Origin of the sequence: Massilia orientalis (assembly GCF_030411975.2) — a bacterium.
Classification (GTDB): Bacteria; Pseudomonadota; Gammaproteobacteria; order Burkholderiales; family Burkholderiaceae_D; genus Telluria; species Telluria orientalis.
Window position 1 is genome coordinate 39,940 of the sequence record NZ_JASNRB020000001.1, and the last position, 16,856, is coordinate 56,795.

Here is a 16,856-nt window from a genome sequence, read left to right on the forward strand (position 1 = left end):
CGTCCACCTCTCCGGTATCTACATCGGCAGGCGCGCGTCGCGCCGCAACATCTCCTGCAGCCCGTCCTGGGCCAGGGCCGGACTGAAATAATAGCCCTGCATCTGGTCGCAGTCGTGAGCGCGCAGGAACGTCAGCTGCTCGATCGTCTCGACGCCTTCCGCGATCACCTGCAGCTTGAGGTTGTGGCCGAGCGCGATGATGGCGCGCGTGATGACTTCATGGCCGTCGTCCGGATCCGTGCCTCCGCCGAGGAACGACCGGTCGATCTTGATGCAGTCGACGGGGAATTTCTGCAGGTGGCTGAGGCTCGAGTAACCGGTCCCGAAATCGTCGATCGAGAGGCGTACGCCCAGCAGCTTCAACTGGGCCAGCGCGTCGCGCGCTTCTTCCGGGTGGTCCATCAGCTGGCTCTCCGTCACTTCCAGCTCCAGGCGGTGCGCGGGGACGCCGTGCCGCGCCAGCGTGTCCGCCAGCCGGTTCACGAAGCGGCGCTGGCGCAGCTGGCGGGCGGACAGGTTCACCGCGATGACGAAGTCCTCGATGCCCACGGCGGCGAGCGCGTGCAGCGTGGCGCATGCCTCGTCCAGCACCCAGTCGCCCAGCGGGATGATCAGGCCCGTCTGCTCGGCGACGGGAATGAAGATGTCGGGCGCGATGATGCCGTCGACCGGATGCTGCCAGCGCACGAGCGCCTCGGCGCCCACCACCTTGCCCGTGCGCAGATCGACCTTCGGCTGGTAGCCGAGCACCAGTTCGCCGTTGCGGATCGCGCGGCTCAGGCTCGCTTCCAGCAACAGGTGCTGGTGCACGACCTGGTTCAGTTCCTCCGAATAGAACTGCACGTTGTTACGGCCGAGGGTCTTGGCGTGGTACATGGCGGCGTCGGCCGCGCGCATGACGGCGTCGACCGTGCGCCCGTCCTGCGGGAACAGGCTGACGCCGATGCTCGTGCCGGGCAGGATCTCCTTGCCCTCGACGACGACGGGCGCCGACACGCTCTGGCGCACCCGCTCGACGAGGCAGGCCAGCTGGGTCACGTCGGTCTGCTCGGCGATCACGAGGACGAATTCGTCGCCGCCCAGGCGCGCCACCGTGTCTTCCTCGCGCATGCTGTCGCGCAGGCGGGCCGCGATCTCGCGCAGGACGGCGTCGCCGGCTTCGTGGCCGAAGGTGTCGTTGATGTGCTTGAAGTTGTCGAGGTCGAGGAACGCGAGCGCGCCCTGGCGGCGATGGGACGACGCCGCATCGATCGCCGCCTTCAGGCGTTCCAGCAGCAGCGTGCGGTTGGCGAGCCCGGTGAGCGCGTCATGGTGCGCGAGGTGCTGCAGCCGGCGCTCGTAATGGCGGGCTTCGGTGATATCGTTGATCACGCCGACGAAGTGCGTCACCTCGCCCTCCATGCTGCCGACGGGATCGATGCGCAAGTCGTTCCAGAAGATCTCGCCGTTCTTGCGCCGGTTGCGCAGGACGGCGCGCACGCTCTGCCGGCGCGCGACGGCGTCGTGGATGCGGTGCTGCTCGCCCACGTCGCAATCCTCGACGCGCATGAAGCGCGGATTGCGGCCCTTCACCTCGGCCAGCGTGTAGCCGGTGATCTGCTCGAACGCGGGATTCACGTACTCGATCACGTTGTCGGCTCCGTCCGCGCAGCACGTGATCACGATCGCGTTCACGCTCGCGTACATGGCCCGCTCGCGCACGCGCAGGCCGCGCTCGGCTTCCTTGCGCGACGTGATGTCGAGGCCCGTGCCGAACACGACCGGCAGGTTGCCCAGGCTCGCACGCGAGCAATGGAACAGGAAGGTCGTGCGCTTGCCGTGCTTCCCGACGAGGTCGGCCTCGTGGTACGACCCGCCGCCCTCGAAGGCGTCCAGGATTTTTTCCACGATCATCGCCTGGTCACGCTCGTCGAAAAAATTCTGAACGTTAAATGTCGGCAACTCTTCGCTCGCCATCTCGAGCGCGTCTTCCAGCTGGTGGTTCCACAACAGCAGATGCCCGCTCTGGTCGATGACGTAGAACACGCACGGCAATTCCTCGATGATGTCGGCGATGGGCAGGTCCTGGATCAATGCGTAACGGGTCGGGGCCAGGCCGGCACGCGGCACGACGATGACGCTGTAGCCGCCGGGCTGGTCGGGATCGAGCGATTGCGGAGCCACCGTCACCCGCACCGGCACCCGGTGCCCGTCCGCGCAAATCAGTTCTCCCGTCGAATCTTCGTTGACGCGGTCGCCGATCCAGGTCGCGGTGGCCGGGTCGTCGAAGGCGATGATCTGGTCGAGGCTGCAGTGACGGATGTCCGCCGCGCCATAGCCCGCCAGCTTTTCGCAGGCGCGGTTCCAGCTCGTGATCCTCCCTGCCGCGTCGACGACGAATACCGCGAGGGGTAAAGGCGAAAGGTTCACGACCTCCTCCAGGGAACCGGCCGGGCGCGCTTGCACGTTGCGTCCATTGGGAAAACATCATAGCGCAGTCACGTCCGAAGGGGCGCATATTTACATCGCATGCCGCCCGCGCCTCCCGGCGTGCTGGTGGCGGGGTTCTGGTATGGGCAGCCGCATTTGTCGGTTAGTTGCATAATTGTCCGACAAGCCGGTCCGGCTTGCCGCGCCGCCCGTCAGCGCGAGGCCGGCGCCGCCAAAGGGTCGACGCCCGCGGCTGCCGCAGCACCGGATGTCGCAACGGCGGCTGCCGGTTCTTCCGGCACCGCGTCCCGCCGCCGCAGCGCATAGCGGTTCAGCCCCGCCATGTGGATGCGGCACAGGTAGTCTTCCCAGTCGACGAGGCGCGCATCCACCGAATACAGCCGCCGCGCCTCCTCCCCGAAGCGCGCAGCCAGGGCCAGCAGGCCGGCGTTGTGGAACCGGTAGCGCGGATGCGCGTAGAACGCGAACGTCAGCGCCAGCAGGCGCGTCGTGCGCAGCTTGTCCAGCGCGTGCAGGGCACCCGGCGCGCCCGCGAGGCGGCGCAGGCCGTTCCACGCCGTCGCGCCGATGCCGAACGCGCCCATGAAAAAGCGGAACGTGCCCTCCCCGACCGTGCGGAAATCGTGCTTCGGCTCGGCGTGGAACAGGCGGTCGTACTTGCGCCAGTTGCGTTTGGATTCCGCCTGCAGCAGCCGGATCAGCTCACCCAGCGCGAGCGGATTCGTGGAACCGCTGCAGCATTGATAGATGCGCCGGCCCGGCCCGGCGGACAGCGCCTCCGCACCCGCCAGCACGATGGCGTTCGCCACGAGGTCGACGGGGATGACGTCGATGATGCCTTCGCGCCGCGCGGGGAAGAAGCTCGTCTTGCCGCGCGCGTAGGCGAGGATGACGGCGTCCGCCACCTTCACGCCTTCGATCCAGCCGGGCGCCGGCTCGCGCAGCGTGCTTTCGATGATGGACGGCCGCACGATCGTCAAGGCATGCCCGTGCATGGCGCGGAGGGCGACCTGCTCGCCGAGCCACTTGGTGAACGTGTAGGTGTCGTTCCAGCCGTGGCGCTGGGCCTGGGCGATGCCGAGGTCCGTCAGGCGCCGGCGCAGCCGTTCCGGATCCGCGCCGTCCGCCTTCGCCCGCACCCGCTCGATCTTGCGCTGCAGGGAAGCGATCAGCGCGTCGACGTCGTACCAGCCGTCGCGATGGCGCGGGATGCCGTCGCGTGCGCTGCCTGCCGGCGCGACGACGTCCTCGCGCATCTCGCCGCGGTGGTAGCCGTTCACATAGCAGGTCGACACGTGCACGAGCGGCGCGCTCGCCACCCGCGCGAACGCCGTCACGTGGCGCAGGCTCAGCGTATTGATGGCGAGCGCTTCGTCGAGCGGTTCGCGGAAGTCGACGCTGGCGGCCGCGTTCACGACCACGTCCACGCCGCGCGCCAGCTCGGCGAAGCGCGCGGGCGCGAGGCCGAAGCCGGGCGCCGTGATCTCGCCCGTCACGCAGTCCACCCGCTCGGCGAGAAAGCGTTCCAGCCAGGCGGGACGCACGGCCCGCAGGTGGTCGAACACGGACGAAGCCGCGACCTCGCGCTCGAAGCGCGCGCGGGCATCGCCGTGGCTGCCTGCGCGGATCAGCAGCACGATGCGCCCGACGTCGGGCACGGTGCGGATCAGCTTTTCCAGCAGGACCTTGGCGACGAAGCCCGTCGCGCCAGTGAGCAGGATGCGCTTGCCGGCAAAGGCGTCGCGCACGTCCGGCAGCCCGTCGGCTGCCTCGTTGATGGTGGTCGTCATGGGTCTCTCCGTGGCCTAGAGGATCCGCGTCAGGCGGAACATGGCCGTCATGGCGAGGGCCGGCAGCGCGTTCCGGTGGCAGCAATACGTCTTGTCGACCTGTCCCTGGAAGCGCGACTTGGCGAATTCCAGCCCCTTGAAGTTGTAGAGGAAGTCCATCCGCTCGCGGATCACGGACAACGTGGCGCGCAGCACGCGCGATTCCTGCGGCTCGACGTCGCCGGCCAGCATCAGCGGCGTCAGGCCCAGGTCCACGCACGGCACGCCTTCTTCCTGGAAGCGCGCGATCGCGTACGCCATCAGCGCATACCAAAGGCCTTGCCGGAAGTTGGCGGACGAGCGCGAGATGTTCGGCACGTAGCCGGCCAGGCGGCCGTCGCGGTACAGCGGATCGAAGAACACGAAGCCGACGGCGTCGATGCCGCGGTAGGCGTAGAAGTAGCGCGTGCCTTCGCGGTAGTCGACGATCATCGGCCGGATCAGAAAGCGGATCTCGTTGTTCTTGCAGCGGCGCGTGCGGAGCCACGCGTCGGAGATACGGCGCACGTCGTGGTCGAAGCCGCCCTCGCGGATCTCGATGCCGTCCGCGCGGGCGGCGTTGATCGCCGTGCGGATGACCTGCTTGCGCGCGCCGCGAAGTGAAAATGTGGCGAGGTCCAGGCGCGACTCGCTGCCGAACTGCGTGCCGTAAAAGCCGTGGCGGGCATGCAGGTGGTCGACGACGCCCTTGCCCACCTGGACGAAGACGGCGTCGGGATAGCGGTCGACGAACGCGGTGAGCATCGCGTCGCGCAGGTGCGGCGGGCACACGGGCTCGCCCAGCGCGAAGCGCATGCCCCAGTATTTTGCGAAGGCGATGTAGCCGACGCCGGGCACGTCGAAATACGACATGCCCGGCTGCATGGTGCAGAACGACAGCGCGTGGCCGCCGTATTGGCGCAGGACGGCGGCACGCCTGGCCGTATCGTGATGGGACAGGTCGGCGGCGATGCGCCGCTCCAGCGCGACAGCGTGTTGGCTCATGTGGGCTCCGGTTGGATTCGATGGGCGTGCAGCACCGGCGTTGGGTCTCAGGCCGGTTTCTGCCCGATGACCGACCAATAGCAGTCGAGCAGCAGCAGCTTGTAGTGCTTCTGTTCGCCGACCTGCAGGCCGAACTTCTTCATCCACTCCGGATAGTTGTAGATGTCGTGGAAGGCGTTCCCGGCGAATAGCCAGAAGAAGCCGACGGCCCCGTACCAGTACAGGGTCTTGACGACACGGCTGAACACGTTCCCGGTCGGGAACGAGAAATCGCCGACGACGATGTGGGCGCCCGGGCGGCCCAAGCGGATCAGGTGCGCGAGCACGCGCAGCATCATGTCCTGCTCGAACACGTTCAGGAAGAAGTTCGCGACGACCATGTCGTACTGCTCGAATTCCTCGACCAGCATGATGTCGCTGTGCACCTGGCGGATGCGCACGTCGACGATGCCTTCGCGTTCGAGATTGGCCTGGAATTTCTTCAGCATCGTGGCCGACAAATCGACCACGGTGACGTCGGCGCCGAGCCGCGCGGCGTGAACCGCGTCGCGGCCGTGGCCGACGCCGGCGAACAGCACCCTGTCGCCCGGACGCAGTTTGTCGAGCATGGCGACCTTGCAGCGGTGGATCGATTTGCCGCTGTAGAACGCGCTGAGCCAGTCGTAGATCGGCCCTACGAGTTTGTACTTGTCTCTCATGTTTGCCCTTCCGGTCTTTCCGACCGATATAAGTGTCTCCCCTGCCCCGTTCACGTTGCATGAACGTCAAGCACCATTAGAGTAATGGAAAGCCCGCGCATTCCACGGCCCGGCGCCTTGTCCTTGCGAGCCAAAACACTGGCTTTGCGGGTCATGCGCGTAAAGACCATCGCTCAACGCGCTGATTGAATGGCGCCCGTCACCGCCCGTAAGTTGACACCCGGGAGCCGCCGAATCGATACTCGACGGGCATATTCCCACTGGACCCTTACGCCGCCACGAACGATGAAACTCTCCCTGCCGCTGTTCGCCCTCGCCGCCCTCGCCACCACTGCCCACGCGGCGGAGCGCCTCACTGTCACCGTCACCCACGATCTCGCCATCGCCCGGCCGGCGGAAACCATCGCCATCCCGTGGAAGAGCGTCAACGACGCGCTGCCGCATGCCGGCATCCAGCACATCGTCGTGAAGGACGCGGCCGGCCGCGTACTGCCGCACCAGGTGACGAACGTGGCGCCGGAAGCGAAGGATCCGCAGAAGAACGGCGTCGCGTACGGCGAACTGCTGTTCCAGCACGACTTCGCGCCGGGCGAGAAGCGCGCCACGTTCACGGTCGAAAAGACGGACGCCGTCGTGCCGCCGTTCCCCACCAAGGTCTGGGCCCGCATCGTGCCGGAACGCCTCGACGACTTCGCGTGGGAGAACGACAAGGTGGCGCACCGCACCTACGGCCCCGCCCTTGCCGCCCCGGCGCCCGCCGGCTCCGACAAGGAAGTCCTGAAGACGAGCGGCCTCGATATCTGGTTCAAGCGGGTCCCGTACCCGATCGTCGACCGCTGGTACAACATCGGCCACGACCATTACCACCACGACGAGGGTGAAGGCATCGACATGTACAACGTCGGCACGACGCTGGGCGCCGGCGGCACGGGCATCTGGGCCGGCGGCAAGCTGGTCTCGGGCATCAACTTCACGCACTGGAAAGTGCTGGCCAACGGCCCCGTGCGCGCGATCTTCGAACTGACCTACGACGGCTGGGACGCGGCCGGCACGAAGGTGGCCGAGGTCAAGCGCTTCACGGTGGACGCGGGCCACTGGTTCGACCGCATCGACAGCACCTTCACGTTCGCGGGCACCGGTCCGCTGCAGGCGGCCGTCGGCCTGAACAAGGAACCGGCCGACAAGGGCGAGGACGGCAAGTCCACGTTCACGGAAGACGCTAAATCGAAAGCCCTCGTCCAGTGGGTCGCGCAAAAGAAGAGCGGCGATTTCGGCGTGGCCGTGATCCTGCCGTCCGCCGGCAACCCGGCCTTCGGCACCGATGCGCGCAACGCGTTCATGCTGGCGCCGGTGACGTCCGGCCAGCCGCTGCGCTATTACGTGGGCGCCGCGTGGACGCGCGCCGGCGAAATCACCTCGCGCGCACAGTGGCAGCGCACCGTGACGGATGAAGCGGCGCGCGTGGCCGCGCCCGTGCGCGTGAGCCTGTCGGCGCGCTGATGGACCGCCGCGACTTCTTCCGCGCCAGCGCACGCGCCACCTCGGTGGCCGCGGCACTGCCTCTGGGCGGGACGGCGCGGGCGGCGGCCACGCCGGCGCAGCCACCCGACGGGGCGGCGCTGGGCTGGCTGGAAGGCGCACCCGCGTTCAGCGCCGGCACGACATTCGGCGTGCCGTGGCCGCGCGGCGCCGTCCGCAAGGACCAGCCATTCGTGGTCGACGGCGCCTCCGGCGACGTGCCCGCGCAAAGCTGGCCGCTGGCGTACTGGCCGGACGGTTCGCTGAAATGGACGGCCCACGCGCTCGGCGCGAGCGTCCGCCCCGACGCCGCCCTGCGCGTGCGTCCGGGCGCGCCGCGCGCCCGCGCGCAACAGGCCGTCACCGTGCGCCGCGCGGCCGGCGGCTTCGTCGCAAGCACGGGCGTCGTCGAATGCGCCGTGCCGTCACGCGGCCCCGTGCTCGTGACGGCCATCCGCCGCGCCGGCCGCGACATCGCGCGCGACGTCCGCCTCGTCGCGCTGCGCGACGACCAGCCGGAAGGCAGTACGCGCCGCAGCGAATTCGTCAGCGAAGTCGAGCAAGTGACGCTGGAGCAGGAAGGCCCGGTGCGCAGCGTGATCAGGCTGGAGGGCAGGCACCGCGACAAGACCCGCGCCTGGCTCCCGTTCACCGTCCGTCTGTACCTGTATGCAGGCGCCGAGTCCATCCGCATCATGCACACGTTCGTGTTCGACGGCGACGAGCTGCAAGACTTCATCCGCGGCATCGGCCTCACGTTCGACGTGCCGCTGCGCGACGCGCTGCACGACCGCCACGTGCGCTTCGCCGGCGAGGACGGCGGCCTGTGGGCCGAGGGCGTGCGCAACCTGACCGGCCTGCGGCGCGACCCGGGCGCCGACGTGCGCCGCGCCCAGCTCGCGGGCGAACGCTGCCCGCCCGTGGCCGACAAGGTCGCGCCGCTGCTGCACCTCGTGCCGGCGTGGGGCGACGTGTCGCTGGCGCAGCTGTCGGCCGACAGCTTCCGCATCCGCAAGCGCACGAAGGCCGGGTGCGGCTGGGTCGATTCGGCCTGGGGCCGGCGCGCGCCCGGTACCGGCTATGTGGGGGGCGTGTCCGGCGGTATGGCCTTCGGCCTGCGCGATTTCTGGCAGCGCCACCCGACGCAGCTGGACATCCGCGACGCCCACACGGACGCGGCGCGCGCCACGGTCTGGATGTGGTCCCCGGACGCGCCCGCGATGGACCTGCGTTTCTACCACGACGGCATGGGCATGGACACGCATGCCGAGGAGCTGCAGGGCCTGGAGATCACGTACGAGGATTACGAGAAAGGCTTCGGCACGCCGGTCGGCGTCGCGCGCAGCAGCGAGATCACGCTGTGGGCGTTCGAGGCGACGCCGCCGCGCGCCCGCCTGGTGGAGATCGCGCAGGCGGTGCAGACGCCGCCGCAGCTCGTGCCCGCACCCGCGCACATCCTCGCGACCCAGGTGTTCGGCACCCTGTGGTCGCTGCCGGACCGCAGCACGCCGGCGCGAGCTGCGATCGAAGACCAGCTGGACGCGCGCTTCGATTTCTACCGCAAGGAAGTCGAGCAGCGCCGCTGGTACGGCTTCTGGGACTACGGCGACATCCGCCACACCTACGACGCCGACCGCCACGACTGGCGCTACGACGTGGGCGGCTTCGCGTGGGACAATTCGGAACTGTCGCCCGACCTGTGGCTGTGGTATTCGTTCCTGCGCACGGGCCGCGCCGACATCTTCCGCATGGGCGAGGCGATGGTGCGGCACACGAGCGAAGTCGACACGTACCACCTGGGCCGTTTCGCGGGGCTCGGCTCGCGCCACAACGTGCAGCATTGGGGCTGCAGCGCCAAGCAGGTGCGCATCAGCACGGCCGTCTACCGGCGGTTTTATTATTACCTGACGGGCGACGAACGCACCGGCGACATCATGCGCGAGGTCCTCGATGCGGACCGCAGGCTGGACGACGTCGATCCGGTCCGCAAGCTCGCGAACCAGCCGCCCAAGGGGCCGTACCCGGCGCGGATCAGCTTCGGCACGGACTGGGCGTCGCTCGTGGCGAACTGGCTGACCGAGTGGGAGCGCACCGGCAGCGCGCGCTACCGCGACAAGATCGTCACCGGCATGCGCGACATCGCCGCCATGCCGCACGGCTTCTTCAACGGCGACCGCATGGGCTACGAGCCGGACACGGGCCGACTGCACAACATGATCGGCAACGACGTGAAGGCCCTGCACCTGAACGCCGTGTTCGGCGCCGTCGAGATCTTCGACGAGCTGATACGCCTGACGGGCGACACGGCCTTCGAACGGGCATGGCTCGACTACTGCGAACTGTTCAACGCGCCGGTCGACGAGCAGCGCCGCCGCCTCGGCGCGCCGCACGGGGCCACGCACGCGCTGTATGTCGGCCACTCGCGCCTGACCGCGTACGCGGCCTGGAAGCGCAAGGACCCCCGGCTGGCGCGGCGCGCGTGGCAGGAGTTCGCGGGCGAAGGCAGGCAGCGGCCGTTCCGCACGGTCCGCGTGGCCGGGCCAGACGTGCTGAATCCCGTCGACGAAGTGCCGTGGGTGAGCACGAACGAGACGGCGCAATGGGGCCTCGCCGCCATCCAGAACCTGGCGCTGATCGGCGCCGCGCTGCCCCGCACTTAGGAGAGCCGCATGCATCGTTTCCTCGTGATTGCCGCGGCCTGCTTCGCCGGGCACGCATCCGCCGCGACCTGGTACGTGGCACCGACCGGCAGCGACACCGCGGCCGGCACCCTGGCCGCCCCATGGCAATCGTTCGCGCACGCGCAGGCCGTGGCGCAGCCGGGCGACACCGTATATTTCCGCGGCGGCCGCTACGCCTACACGAAGGCCACGGCGGCGTGCGCGTCGCGCCGCGCGACCGTGTCCGCCATCGTCCTCGACAAGAGCGGCACGGAACAGCAGCCGATCCGCTACTGGGCGTATCCGGGCGAGACGCCGGTGTTCGACTTCTCTGGCATGAAGGACGATTGCCGCGTCAAGGGCATCGAAGTCGTCGCCGACTGGATCCACCTGAAAGGCCTGGAGATCACGGGCGCGCCGCAGCAGCCGGACAACCGCCTGAACCACGAATCGTGGGGCGTGTGGATCGATGCGAACCACGACGTGTTCGAGCAGCTGAACCTGCACCACAACATGGGCCCGGGCCTGTTCATCAAGGACGGCGGCTGGAACCTCGTGCTGAACAGCGATTCGCACCACAACTACGATCCGTACACATCGAACGGCGCGGGCCAGAGCGCGGACGGCTTCGGCGCCCACGTGAGCGCAGGCCATCCGGGCAACGTGTTCCGCGGGTGCCGCGCGTGGGCGAACACGGACGACGGCTTCGACCTGATCAACGCGTACTCGCCGGTGACCATCGAATACTCGTGGGCGTGGCAGCACGGCTACCTGCCGGGCACGCACACGCCGCTCGCGGCGGGGAACGGCAACGGCATCAAGGCGGGCGGCTACGGCGGCAAATATGTGGCGAACGGCGCGAAGCACGTCGTGCGGTTTTCCGTCGCCTTCGACAACAAGGTGTCGGGATTTTATGCCAACCATCATCCCATCGCGCTGGACTTCTTCGGCAATACCGCTTTTGGAAATGTTATCGATTACAATATGCTCGGCGTGGCCCCTGACGGCGGTCCCGTCTACCTGGGCACCCTGCGCAACAACCTCGCCTACCCGGCGGGTGCGGCGCTGAAGGTGGAAGGCGCGGACAGCGCGGCCAACTCCTGGGATCTGCACCTTGCGTTGAAGCCGTCCGACTTCGACAGCGTGGCGCCCACCGGTTGGGACGCGCCGCGCAAGCCGGACGGCAGCCTGCCGGACTTACCCATGTTCCACCCGTCTGCCGCCAGCGCCGTCATCGACCGCGGCGTCGACGTGGGCCTGCCCTTCCGCGGCAAGGCACCGGACCTGGGCGCGTTCGAGCGCTGAATAGAACCACAGGAAAACCATGAACCCATCGATCCGCGGGGCGATCAGCGCCCTGCTTCTCGCCGCCTGCGCGGCCAACGGCCATGCCGCAGAGTGGAAGTTCGCGTTCGGCCCCGGCAAGGCGCCGGCCGGCTACACGCCCGTCGACGCGGTCTACAGCACCGCGCGCGGCTACGGCCTCGAGCCGGGCGGCCGGCCCGACGGCGTCCATCCCTATTATTTTTCCGTCGACCTCCCCGAAGGGAATTACACGGTGACCGTCACGCTTGGCGACGACAAGGCCGCGACCACGACGACGGTGAAATCCGAACTGCGCCGCCTGATGCTGGAAAACGTGGCGACCCGGCCGGGCGAAACCGTCACGAAGACGTTCATCGTCAACGTGCGCACGCCCAGGATCCCGAGCGGCGGCGAGGTGAAACTGAAAGCGCCGCGCGAAACCGTCGAGGAAGCGTGGAACTGGGATCCGCGCCTGACGCTGGAAATCAACGGCGCGCATCCGGCCGTCCGCACGATCGCCATCGCGCCGGCGCACGTGCCGACCCTGTACCTGCTGGGCGATTCGACCGTCTGCGACCAGCCGGCGGAACCGTACAACAGCTGGGGCCAGATGCTGCCGCGCTTCTTCAAGCCCGGCATCGCCGTCGCCAACCACGGCGAATCGGGCGAGACGTACCGGGACTCGCTCGCGCGCCGCCGGCTGGACAAGATCGTGAGCGGCATGCAGCCGGGCGACACGCTCCTCATGCAGTTCGGCCACAACGACCAGAAGCAGATCAAGGATGGCAAGGGCGGCCCGTTCACGACGTACAAGGCCGAGATCAAGGCCCACGTGGACGCCGTCCGCGCGCACGGCGGCCTGCCCGTGATCGTGTCATCGATGGAGCGGCGCGGCTTCGATGCCGACGGCCATGTGATCCCGTCGCTGAAGGACTACGCCGAGGCCGCGCGCCAGTCCGCGCAGGAATTGAACGTGCCGTTCATCGACCTGAACGCGATGAGCAAAGTCTTTTACGAGGCGCTGGGTCCGGAAGGCTCGAAGGCCGCGTTCGCGGCGCCCGCGCCGGGCCGCCTGGACAACACGCACCACGACAGCTACGGCAGCTACGAGCTGGCGAAGGCCGTCGTGCTGGGCCTGCGCCAGGCGCGCGTACCGGCGGCCGGTTTCATCGTCGACGATTTCGCGTTCGATCCCGCCCATCCCGATCCGGTCGCGGCGTTTGCCGTACCGCCGAGTCCCCATCACACCGTAGAGCGCCCGCTGGGCGACGAGGAGCATAAATGAAACGCCGCACCGTACTGACGGCCCTCGGCGCGGCCGCACTGAGCGGCTGCGCGGGCATCAAACCGGCATCGCAACAGGACGCCTACGTATTCGCCTACTTCATCGACAACGGGCAGGACGGCCTGCACCTGGCCGGGAGCGACGACGGCTACCGCTGGGAAGCGCTGAACGGCGGCCGCAGCTACGTGGCGCCCACGGTCGGCAAGGCGAAGCTGATGCGCGACCCGTGCATCGTGCGCGGCCCGGACGGGATCTACCACATGGTGTGGACGAGCGGCTGGAACGAGACGGGCATCGGCTACGCGTCGTCGCCTGACCTCGTCCACTGGTCGCCGCAACGCGAGCTGCCCGTGATGGCGCACGAGCCGACGACCCTGAACGCGTGGGCGCCAGAGATCGCGTGGGACGAGAAGCGCGGCGAATACCTGATCTTCTGGTCCTCGACGATCCCGGGCCGTTTCGCGGCATCCGAAGCGGCCGGCGACGACGCCGGCGCCAACAAATACAACCACCGCATCTACGCGACGACGACGCGCGACTTCGCCGCGTTCACGCCCACCCGCCTGTTCTACGATCCGGGCTTTTCCGTCATCGACGCGACGTTCCTGCGCACGCACCGCGGCGACTGGCTGCTCGTGAAGGACGAGACCCGCCACCCGCCCCGCAAATACCTGCAGCTGGCGCGCGCCGCCGGCCTGCAGGGGCCGTTCGAACCGCTGGGCGCGCCGATCTCGCCCGCCGGCCTGTGGACCGAGGGCCCGACGGCGCTGCAGGTGGGCGACGACGTCATCGTGTACTACGACGCCTACACGACGAAGCACTACGGCGCGCTGCGCTCGCGCGACCTCGTGCACTGGGAAGACGTGACCGCGCAGATGCGCTTCCCCGACGAAAGCACGGCGCGGCGCATGCGCCACGGGACGGCGCTGCAGGTGCCGGCGGATGTACTTGCCGCGCTGCGCCGGCCATGACGCCGCCCGGCGTCCCGTCCTACAGTCTCGATTGAGGGGAGGCAACGGTGCGCGGGAACCGTAGACAATAGAGTAATCTCGGTCGCTCCAGTGTCGTGATCCCGGAGGCGGACCGTGTCCCTTGACTCAGCAAAACCCGATCAGGAAAAACAGGAGCTCGTGCGGGTTCCCGTGGTCCATGAGGAGGCGTGGGTCGAGAAACGGATCGTCGAGACTGGTCGCGGCGTACGTATCCACAAGACTGTCGCCGAAACCCCTTGCCGGATCGACGAACGCCTGCTGCGCGACGACGTCGAGGTCCACCATGTGCCGGTGGACCGCATCGTCCCGCTCGACCAGGCGCCCGCGACCCGCTACGAAGGGGATACGCTCGTGGTACCGATTCTCGAGGAAGTGCTGGTCGTCGAACGGCGGCTGCGCATCAAGGAAGAGCTCCACATCACGCGCACCCGCCGCGAAGAACACCACGTCGACACGGTCATGCTCAAGTCCGAGCAGGTCAGCGTCGAGCGCTTCGACGAGCACGGCGACACCTCACCCACGTGACAATCACCGGAGGACGCATCATGCAACATACTCTCGTAGCGGTGTTCGACAACCGCAGCGATGCCCAGAACGCGATGGACGAACTGCTGGCATCGGGCTTCACCCGCGACAACGTCTATGTCTCCAGCGCCGACCTGTCCGGCACCACGACGACGGCCGGCGCGACGCTCGGCGCGACCCACGAGGAAGGCGTGGGCGCCTCGATCAAGCACTTCTTCGAAAACCTGTTCGGCTCGGACCACGACGAACATGCGACCCGCTATTCCACCGCAGTCGCGGGCGGCCAGCATGTGCTGACCCTGACCACGTCGTCGGAACCGGAGGTGGAACGCGCCGCGGACGTGATCGAACGCTTCGGCCCGATCGACATCGACGAGCGCCACGACCTGGCGGGCAACGCCGCATCGCTGGGCACGAGCGCCTACCAGCCGCAGACGTCGCCGTCGCTGGCCGCCGGTTCGATGCAGTCGGGCACGCAGGGCGGCAACCTGTCCGGCAGCCTGTCCGACTCGACCTCGCGTTCCGACTCGCTGCAGCGCGAGACGGCCGTCGACCGGACCACCGGCAAGGCCGCGATCCCGGTCGTGCAGGAAGAAGTCCGGGTCGGCAAGCGCCAGGTCGAACGGGGCGGCGTGCGCGTGTTCTCGCGCCTGGTCGAGACGCCCGTGAACGAGACGGTGTCGCTGCGCGAGGAACACGTCAGCGTGGAACGCCGTCCGGTCGACCAGCCGCTCGACCCGGCCGACGTCGCCGCGCTCAAGGACCAGACGATCGAACTGCGCGAAACGGCCGAGGAAGCCATCGTGCAGAAATCCGCGCGCGTGGTCGAGGAAGTCGTCGTCGGCAAGGAAGTCAGCCAGCGCCAGCAAAACATCAAGGACACGGTGCGCCACACGGAAGTCGAGGTGCAGCCGCTGCAGGGCAGCGCGCCCGACGACGACACTTATTACCGCAATGACTGGCAGACGAATTACGCCAGCCTGGGCGGCACCTACGACGACTATGCGCCGGCCTACCGCTACGGCAACGAGATGCGGCGCGACGCCCGCTACCAGGGCCGCAACTGGGACGACGTGGAATCCGACCTGCGCAGCGACTGGGATACCCGCTACGGCGGCAGCGGCTCGTCCACGTGGGAACGCATGAAGGCGGCCGTGCGCTCGGGCTGGAACCGCATGACGTCGTAAGCGTCAAGGGCGCGGCGCGGCATGCCGCGCGTCACGCCAGGACGGCCAGCTCGGGAATCAGGGAACGGTGCGCGGCGATGCCCGCCAGCGCGCCGTCCGCCACCGCGAGCGCCACGTTGCCGGCGGGCCGGGCCAGGTCGCCGCAGCAGAACACGCCCGGCACGCTGCTCGCTTTCTGCGCATCGGTCGCGACGTAAGGCCCCAGCGGTCCGGTTTCCAGCGCGCAGCCCAGCTGCCCGGCCAGCGGGCTGGCGATGTGCGTGCGGGTCGCGACGAACAGTCCCGCCAGCGGCAGCCGGCGTCCGTCCTGCAGCACCACGTCGGCCCGGCCTTCGATGCGCGCGACCGGCGTGCGCTCCACGGCCACGCCGCGCCGGGCCAATGCCGCCAGTTGATCCTGCCGCGGTTCGAACGCGCCGTTCAGCAGCAGGGTGACCTGGCCCCAGTCGGGCAGCATCAGCGCCTGGTGCAGCGACGCTTCGCCGGCCGCGAGTACGCCGATGGCGCCTTCATCCAGTTCGTAGCCATGGCAGTACGGACAGTGGAACACGCTCGTGCCCCAGCGTTCCTCCAGGCCGTCCACGGCCGGCAACGTGTCGGCGACGCCGGTGGCGAGGATCAGCCGGCGCCCCCGCACGGTGCCCCCATCGGGCAGCGCGACGTCGAAACCGTCACCGTCGATGCGCGCCGCCACCGCCGTCTCGTTCGCCCACGCGACGTTCGGGTAGGCGCGCAACTGGGCGCGGCCCTGCGCGGCGATGGCCGCCGCTTCCGCGCCATCCTGCGTGAGGAAGCCGTGCGAGCGGTCCGCGTGGCGGTTGCGGCGCCGGCCGGCGTCGATGACGAGCACGCGCCGGCGCGCCCGCGCAAGCTGCATGGCCGCCGACAGGCCGGCGTAGCTGCCGCCCACGACGATCACGTCGAATGCGGACTCATTCTGATGGGTGTGCATGATGTACTCCTCCTTCGGGATACTGCGCGTTGAAGCGCTCGGACAGTTCCGCCAGCGTGACCTGCGCGAAGCGCGCGAGCAGCAGCGCCTCGGCTTCGGCGAGCGCGTCGCCGAGCGACTGGTTGACGACCTTTTCCACGAGACAGCCGGGCTGCTCGACGCGGTTGCCGATCGCGAACACGGTCGGCGACCCCACCGCTTCGTACACGTCGCGCAAGGTCACGCGCCGCAGGTCGGCGGTGACGGCCCAGCCGCCGCCATGTCCCTTCTCCGACGCGACGTAGCCGCGCTCGCGCAGCCCCGCCAGCGTGCGGCGCACGAGCACGGGATTCGTGTGCAGGAAGCCCGCCAGCTCTTCCGACGTCAGCGGACGGTCGCTGTGGGCCATGTGCAGCAACAGGTGCAGGATCGAGGAAAGTTTGCTGTCGGTTCTCATGTAACTTATGATAGTACAAAACTGGCCGGCGTGCACTACGGCGTGCACGCTACAA

Annotated in this window: 13 protein-coding genes; 7 read left to right on the top strand and 6 right to left on the bottom strand. The window is 68.5% G+C overall.

The features are described 5' to 3' along the window. Positions 1–18: 18 nt before the first annotated feature. From QPK29_RS00210 to QPK29_RS00225, 4 genes are all read right to left on the bottom strand, one after another. A complete protein-coding gene (locus QPK29_RS00210; RefSeq protein WP_371769208.1) occupies positions 19–2,409 on the bottom strand; it encodes a sensor domain-containing protein in 2,391 nt (796 codons plus the stop codon). Positions 2,410–2,621: 212 nt separating this feature from the next. Further along, positions 2,622–4,220 (bottom strand): SDR family oxidoreductase, encoded by a 1,599-nt coding sequence (locus QPK29_RS00215; protein ID WP_371769209.1) that lies wholly within the window; start codon positions 4,218–4,220, stop codon positions 2,622–2,624. 15 nt (positions 4,221–4,235) lie between these two features. Further along, positions 4,236–5,243, bottom strand: a complete 1,008-nt coding sequence (locus tag QPK29_RS00220; protein ID WP_371769210.1) for a DUF2156 domain-containing protein — start codon at positions 5,241–5,243, stop codon at positions 4,236–4,238. 47 nt (positions 5,244–5,290) lie between these two features. Continuing rightward, a complete protein-coding gene (locus tag QPK29_RS00225; protein ID WP_371769211.1) occupies positions 5,291–5,941 on the bottom strand; it encodes a class I SAM-dependent methyltransferase in 651 nt (216 codons plus the stop codon). Between the two features lie 285 nt (positions 5,942–6,226). Here QPK29_RS00225 and QPK29_RS00230 point away from each other — a divergent pair, with 285 nt between their 5' ends. The 7 genes from QPK29_RS00230 to QPK29_RS00260 all read left to right on the top strand — a co-directional run bounded on the left by QPK29_RS00230 (position 6,227) and on the right by QPK29_RS00260 (position 15,413). Next, a complete protein-coding gene (locus QPK29_RS00230) occupies positions 6,227–7,441 on the top strand; it encodes a DUF4861 family protein (RefSeq protein ID WP_371769212.1) in 1,215 nt (404 codons plus the stop codon). After that, a complete protein-coding gene (locus QPK29_RS00235) occupies positions 7,441–10,119 on the top strand; it encodes an exo-rhamnogalacturonan lyase family protein (protein ID WP_371769213.1) in 2,679 nt (892 codons plus the stop codon). The genes QPK29_RS00230 and QPK29_RS00235 overlap by 1 nt, the downstream gene beginning before the upstream one ends. Positions 10,120–10,128: 9 nt before the next feature. After that, positions 10,129–11,424: a right-handed parallel beta-helix repeat-containing protein gene (locus QPK29_RS00240; RefSeq protein WP_371769214.1), complete on the top strand. Its 1,296-nt coding sequence runs from the start codon at positions 10,129–10,131 to the stop codon at positions 11,422–11,424. Between the two features lie 19 nt (positions 11,425–11,443). Beyond that, the gene (locus tag QPK29_RS00245; protein ID WP_371769215.1) at positions 11,444–12,709 is read left to right on the top strand and encodes a rhamnogalacturonan acetylesterase; all 1,266 of its coding nucleotides are present in this window, start codon (positions 11,444–11,446) and stop codon (positions 12,707–12,709) included. Beyond that, on the top strand, positions 12,706–13,680 hold the full coding sequence (locus QPK29_RS00250) for a family 43 glycosylhydrolase (RefSeq protein ID WP_371769216.1): 975 nt from the start codon (positions 12,706–12,708) through the stop codon (positions 13,678–13,680). Before QPK29_RS00245 ends, QPK29_RS00250 begins: the two co-directional genes overlap by 4 nt. 114 nt (positions 13,681–13,794) lie before the next feature. Next, positions 13,795–14,226, top strand: coding sequence for a YsnF/AvaK domain-containing protein (locus tag QPK29_RS00255; protein ID WP_400189705.1), 432 nt, complete (start codon positions 13,795–13,797; stop codon positions 14,224–14,226). A gap of 20 nt (positions 14,227–14,246) precedes the next feature. Beyond that, the gene (locus tag QPK29_RS00260) at positions 14,247–15,413 is read left to right on the top strand and encodes a DUF2382 domain-containing protein (protein WP_371769218.1); all 1,167 of its coding nucleotides are present in this window, start codon (positions 14,247–14,249) and stop codon (positions 15,411–15,413) included. Between the two features lie 31 nt (positions 15,414–15,444). Here QPK29_RS00260 and QPK29_RS00265 read toward each other — a convergent pair whose 3' ends face one another. Further along, positions 15,445–16,365, bottom strand: coding sequence for an NAD(P)/FAD-dependent oxidoreductase (locus tag QPK29_RS00265; RefSeq protein ID WP_371769219.1), 921 nt, complete (start codon positions 16,363–16,365; stop codon positions 15,445–15,447). Then, a complete protein-coding gene (locus QPK29_RS00270; RefSeq protein ID WP_371769220.1) occupies positions 16,346–16,801 on the bottom strand; it encodes an Rrf2 family transcriptional regulator in 456 nt (151 codons plus the stop codon). The genes QPK29_RS00265 and QPK29_RS00270 overlap by 20 nt, the downstream gene beginning before the upstream one ends. Between the last annotated feature and the right edge of the window lie 55 nt (positions 16,802–16,856).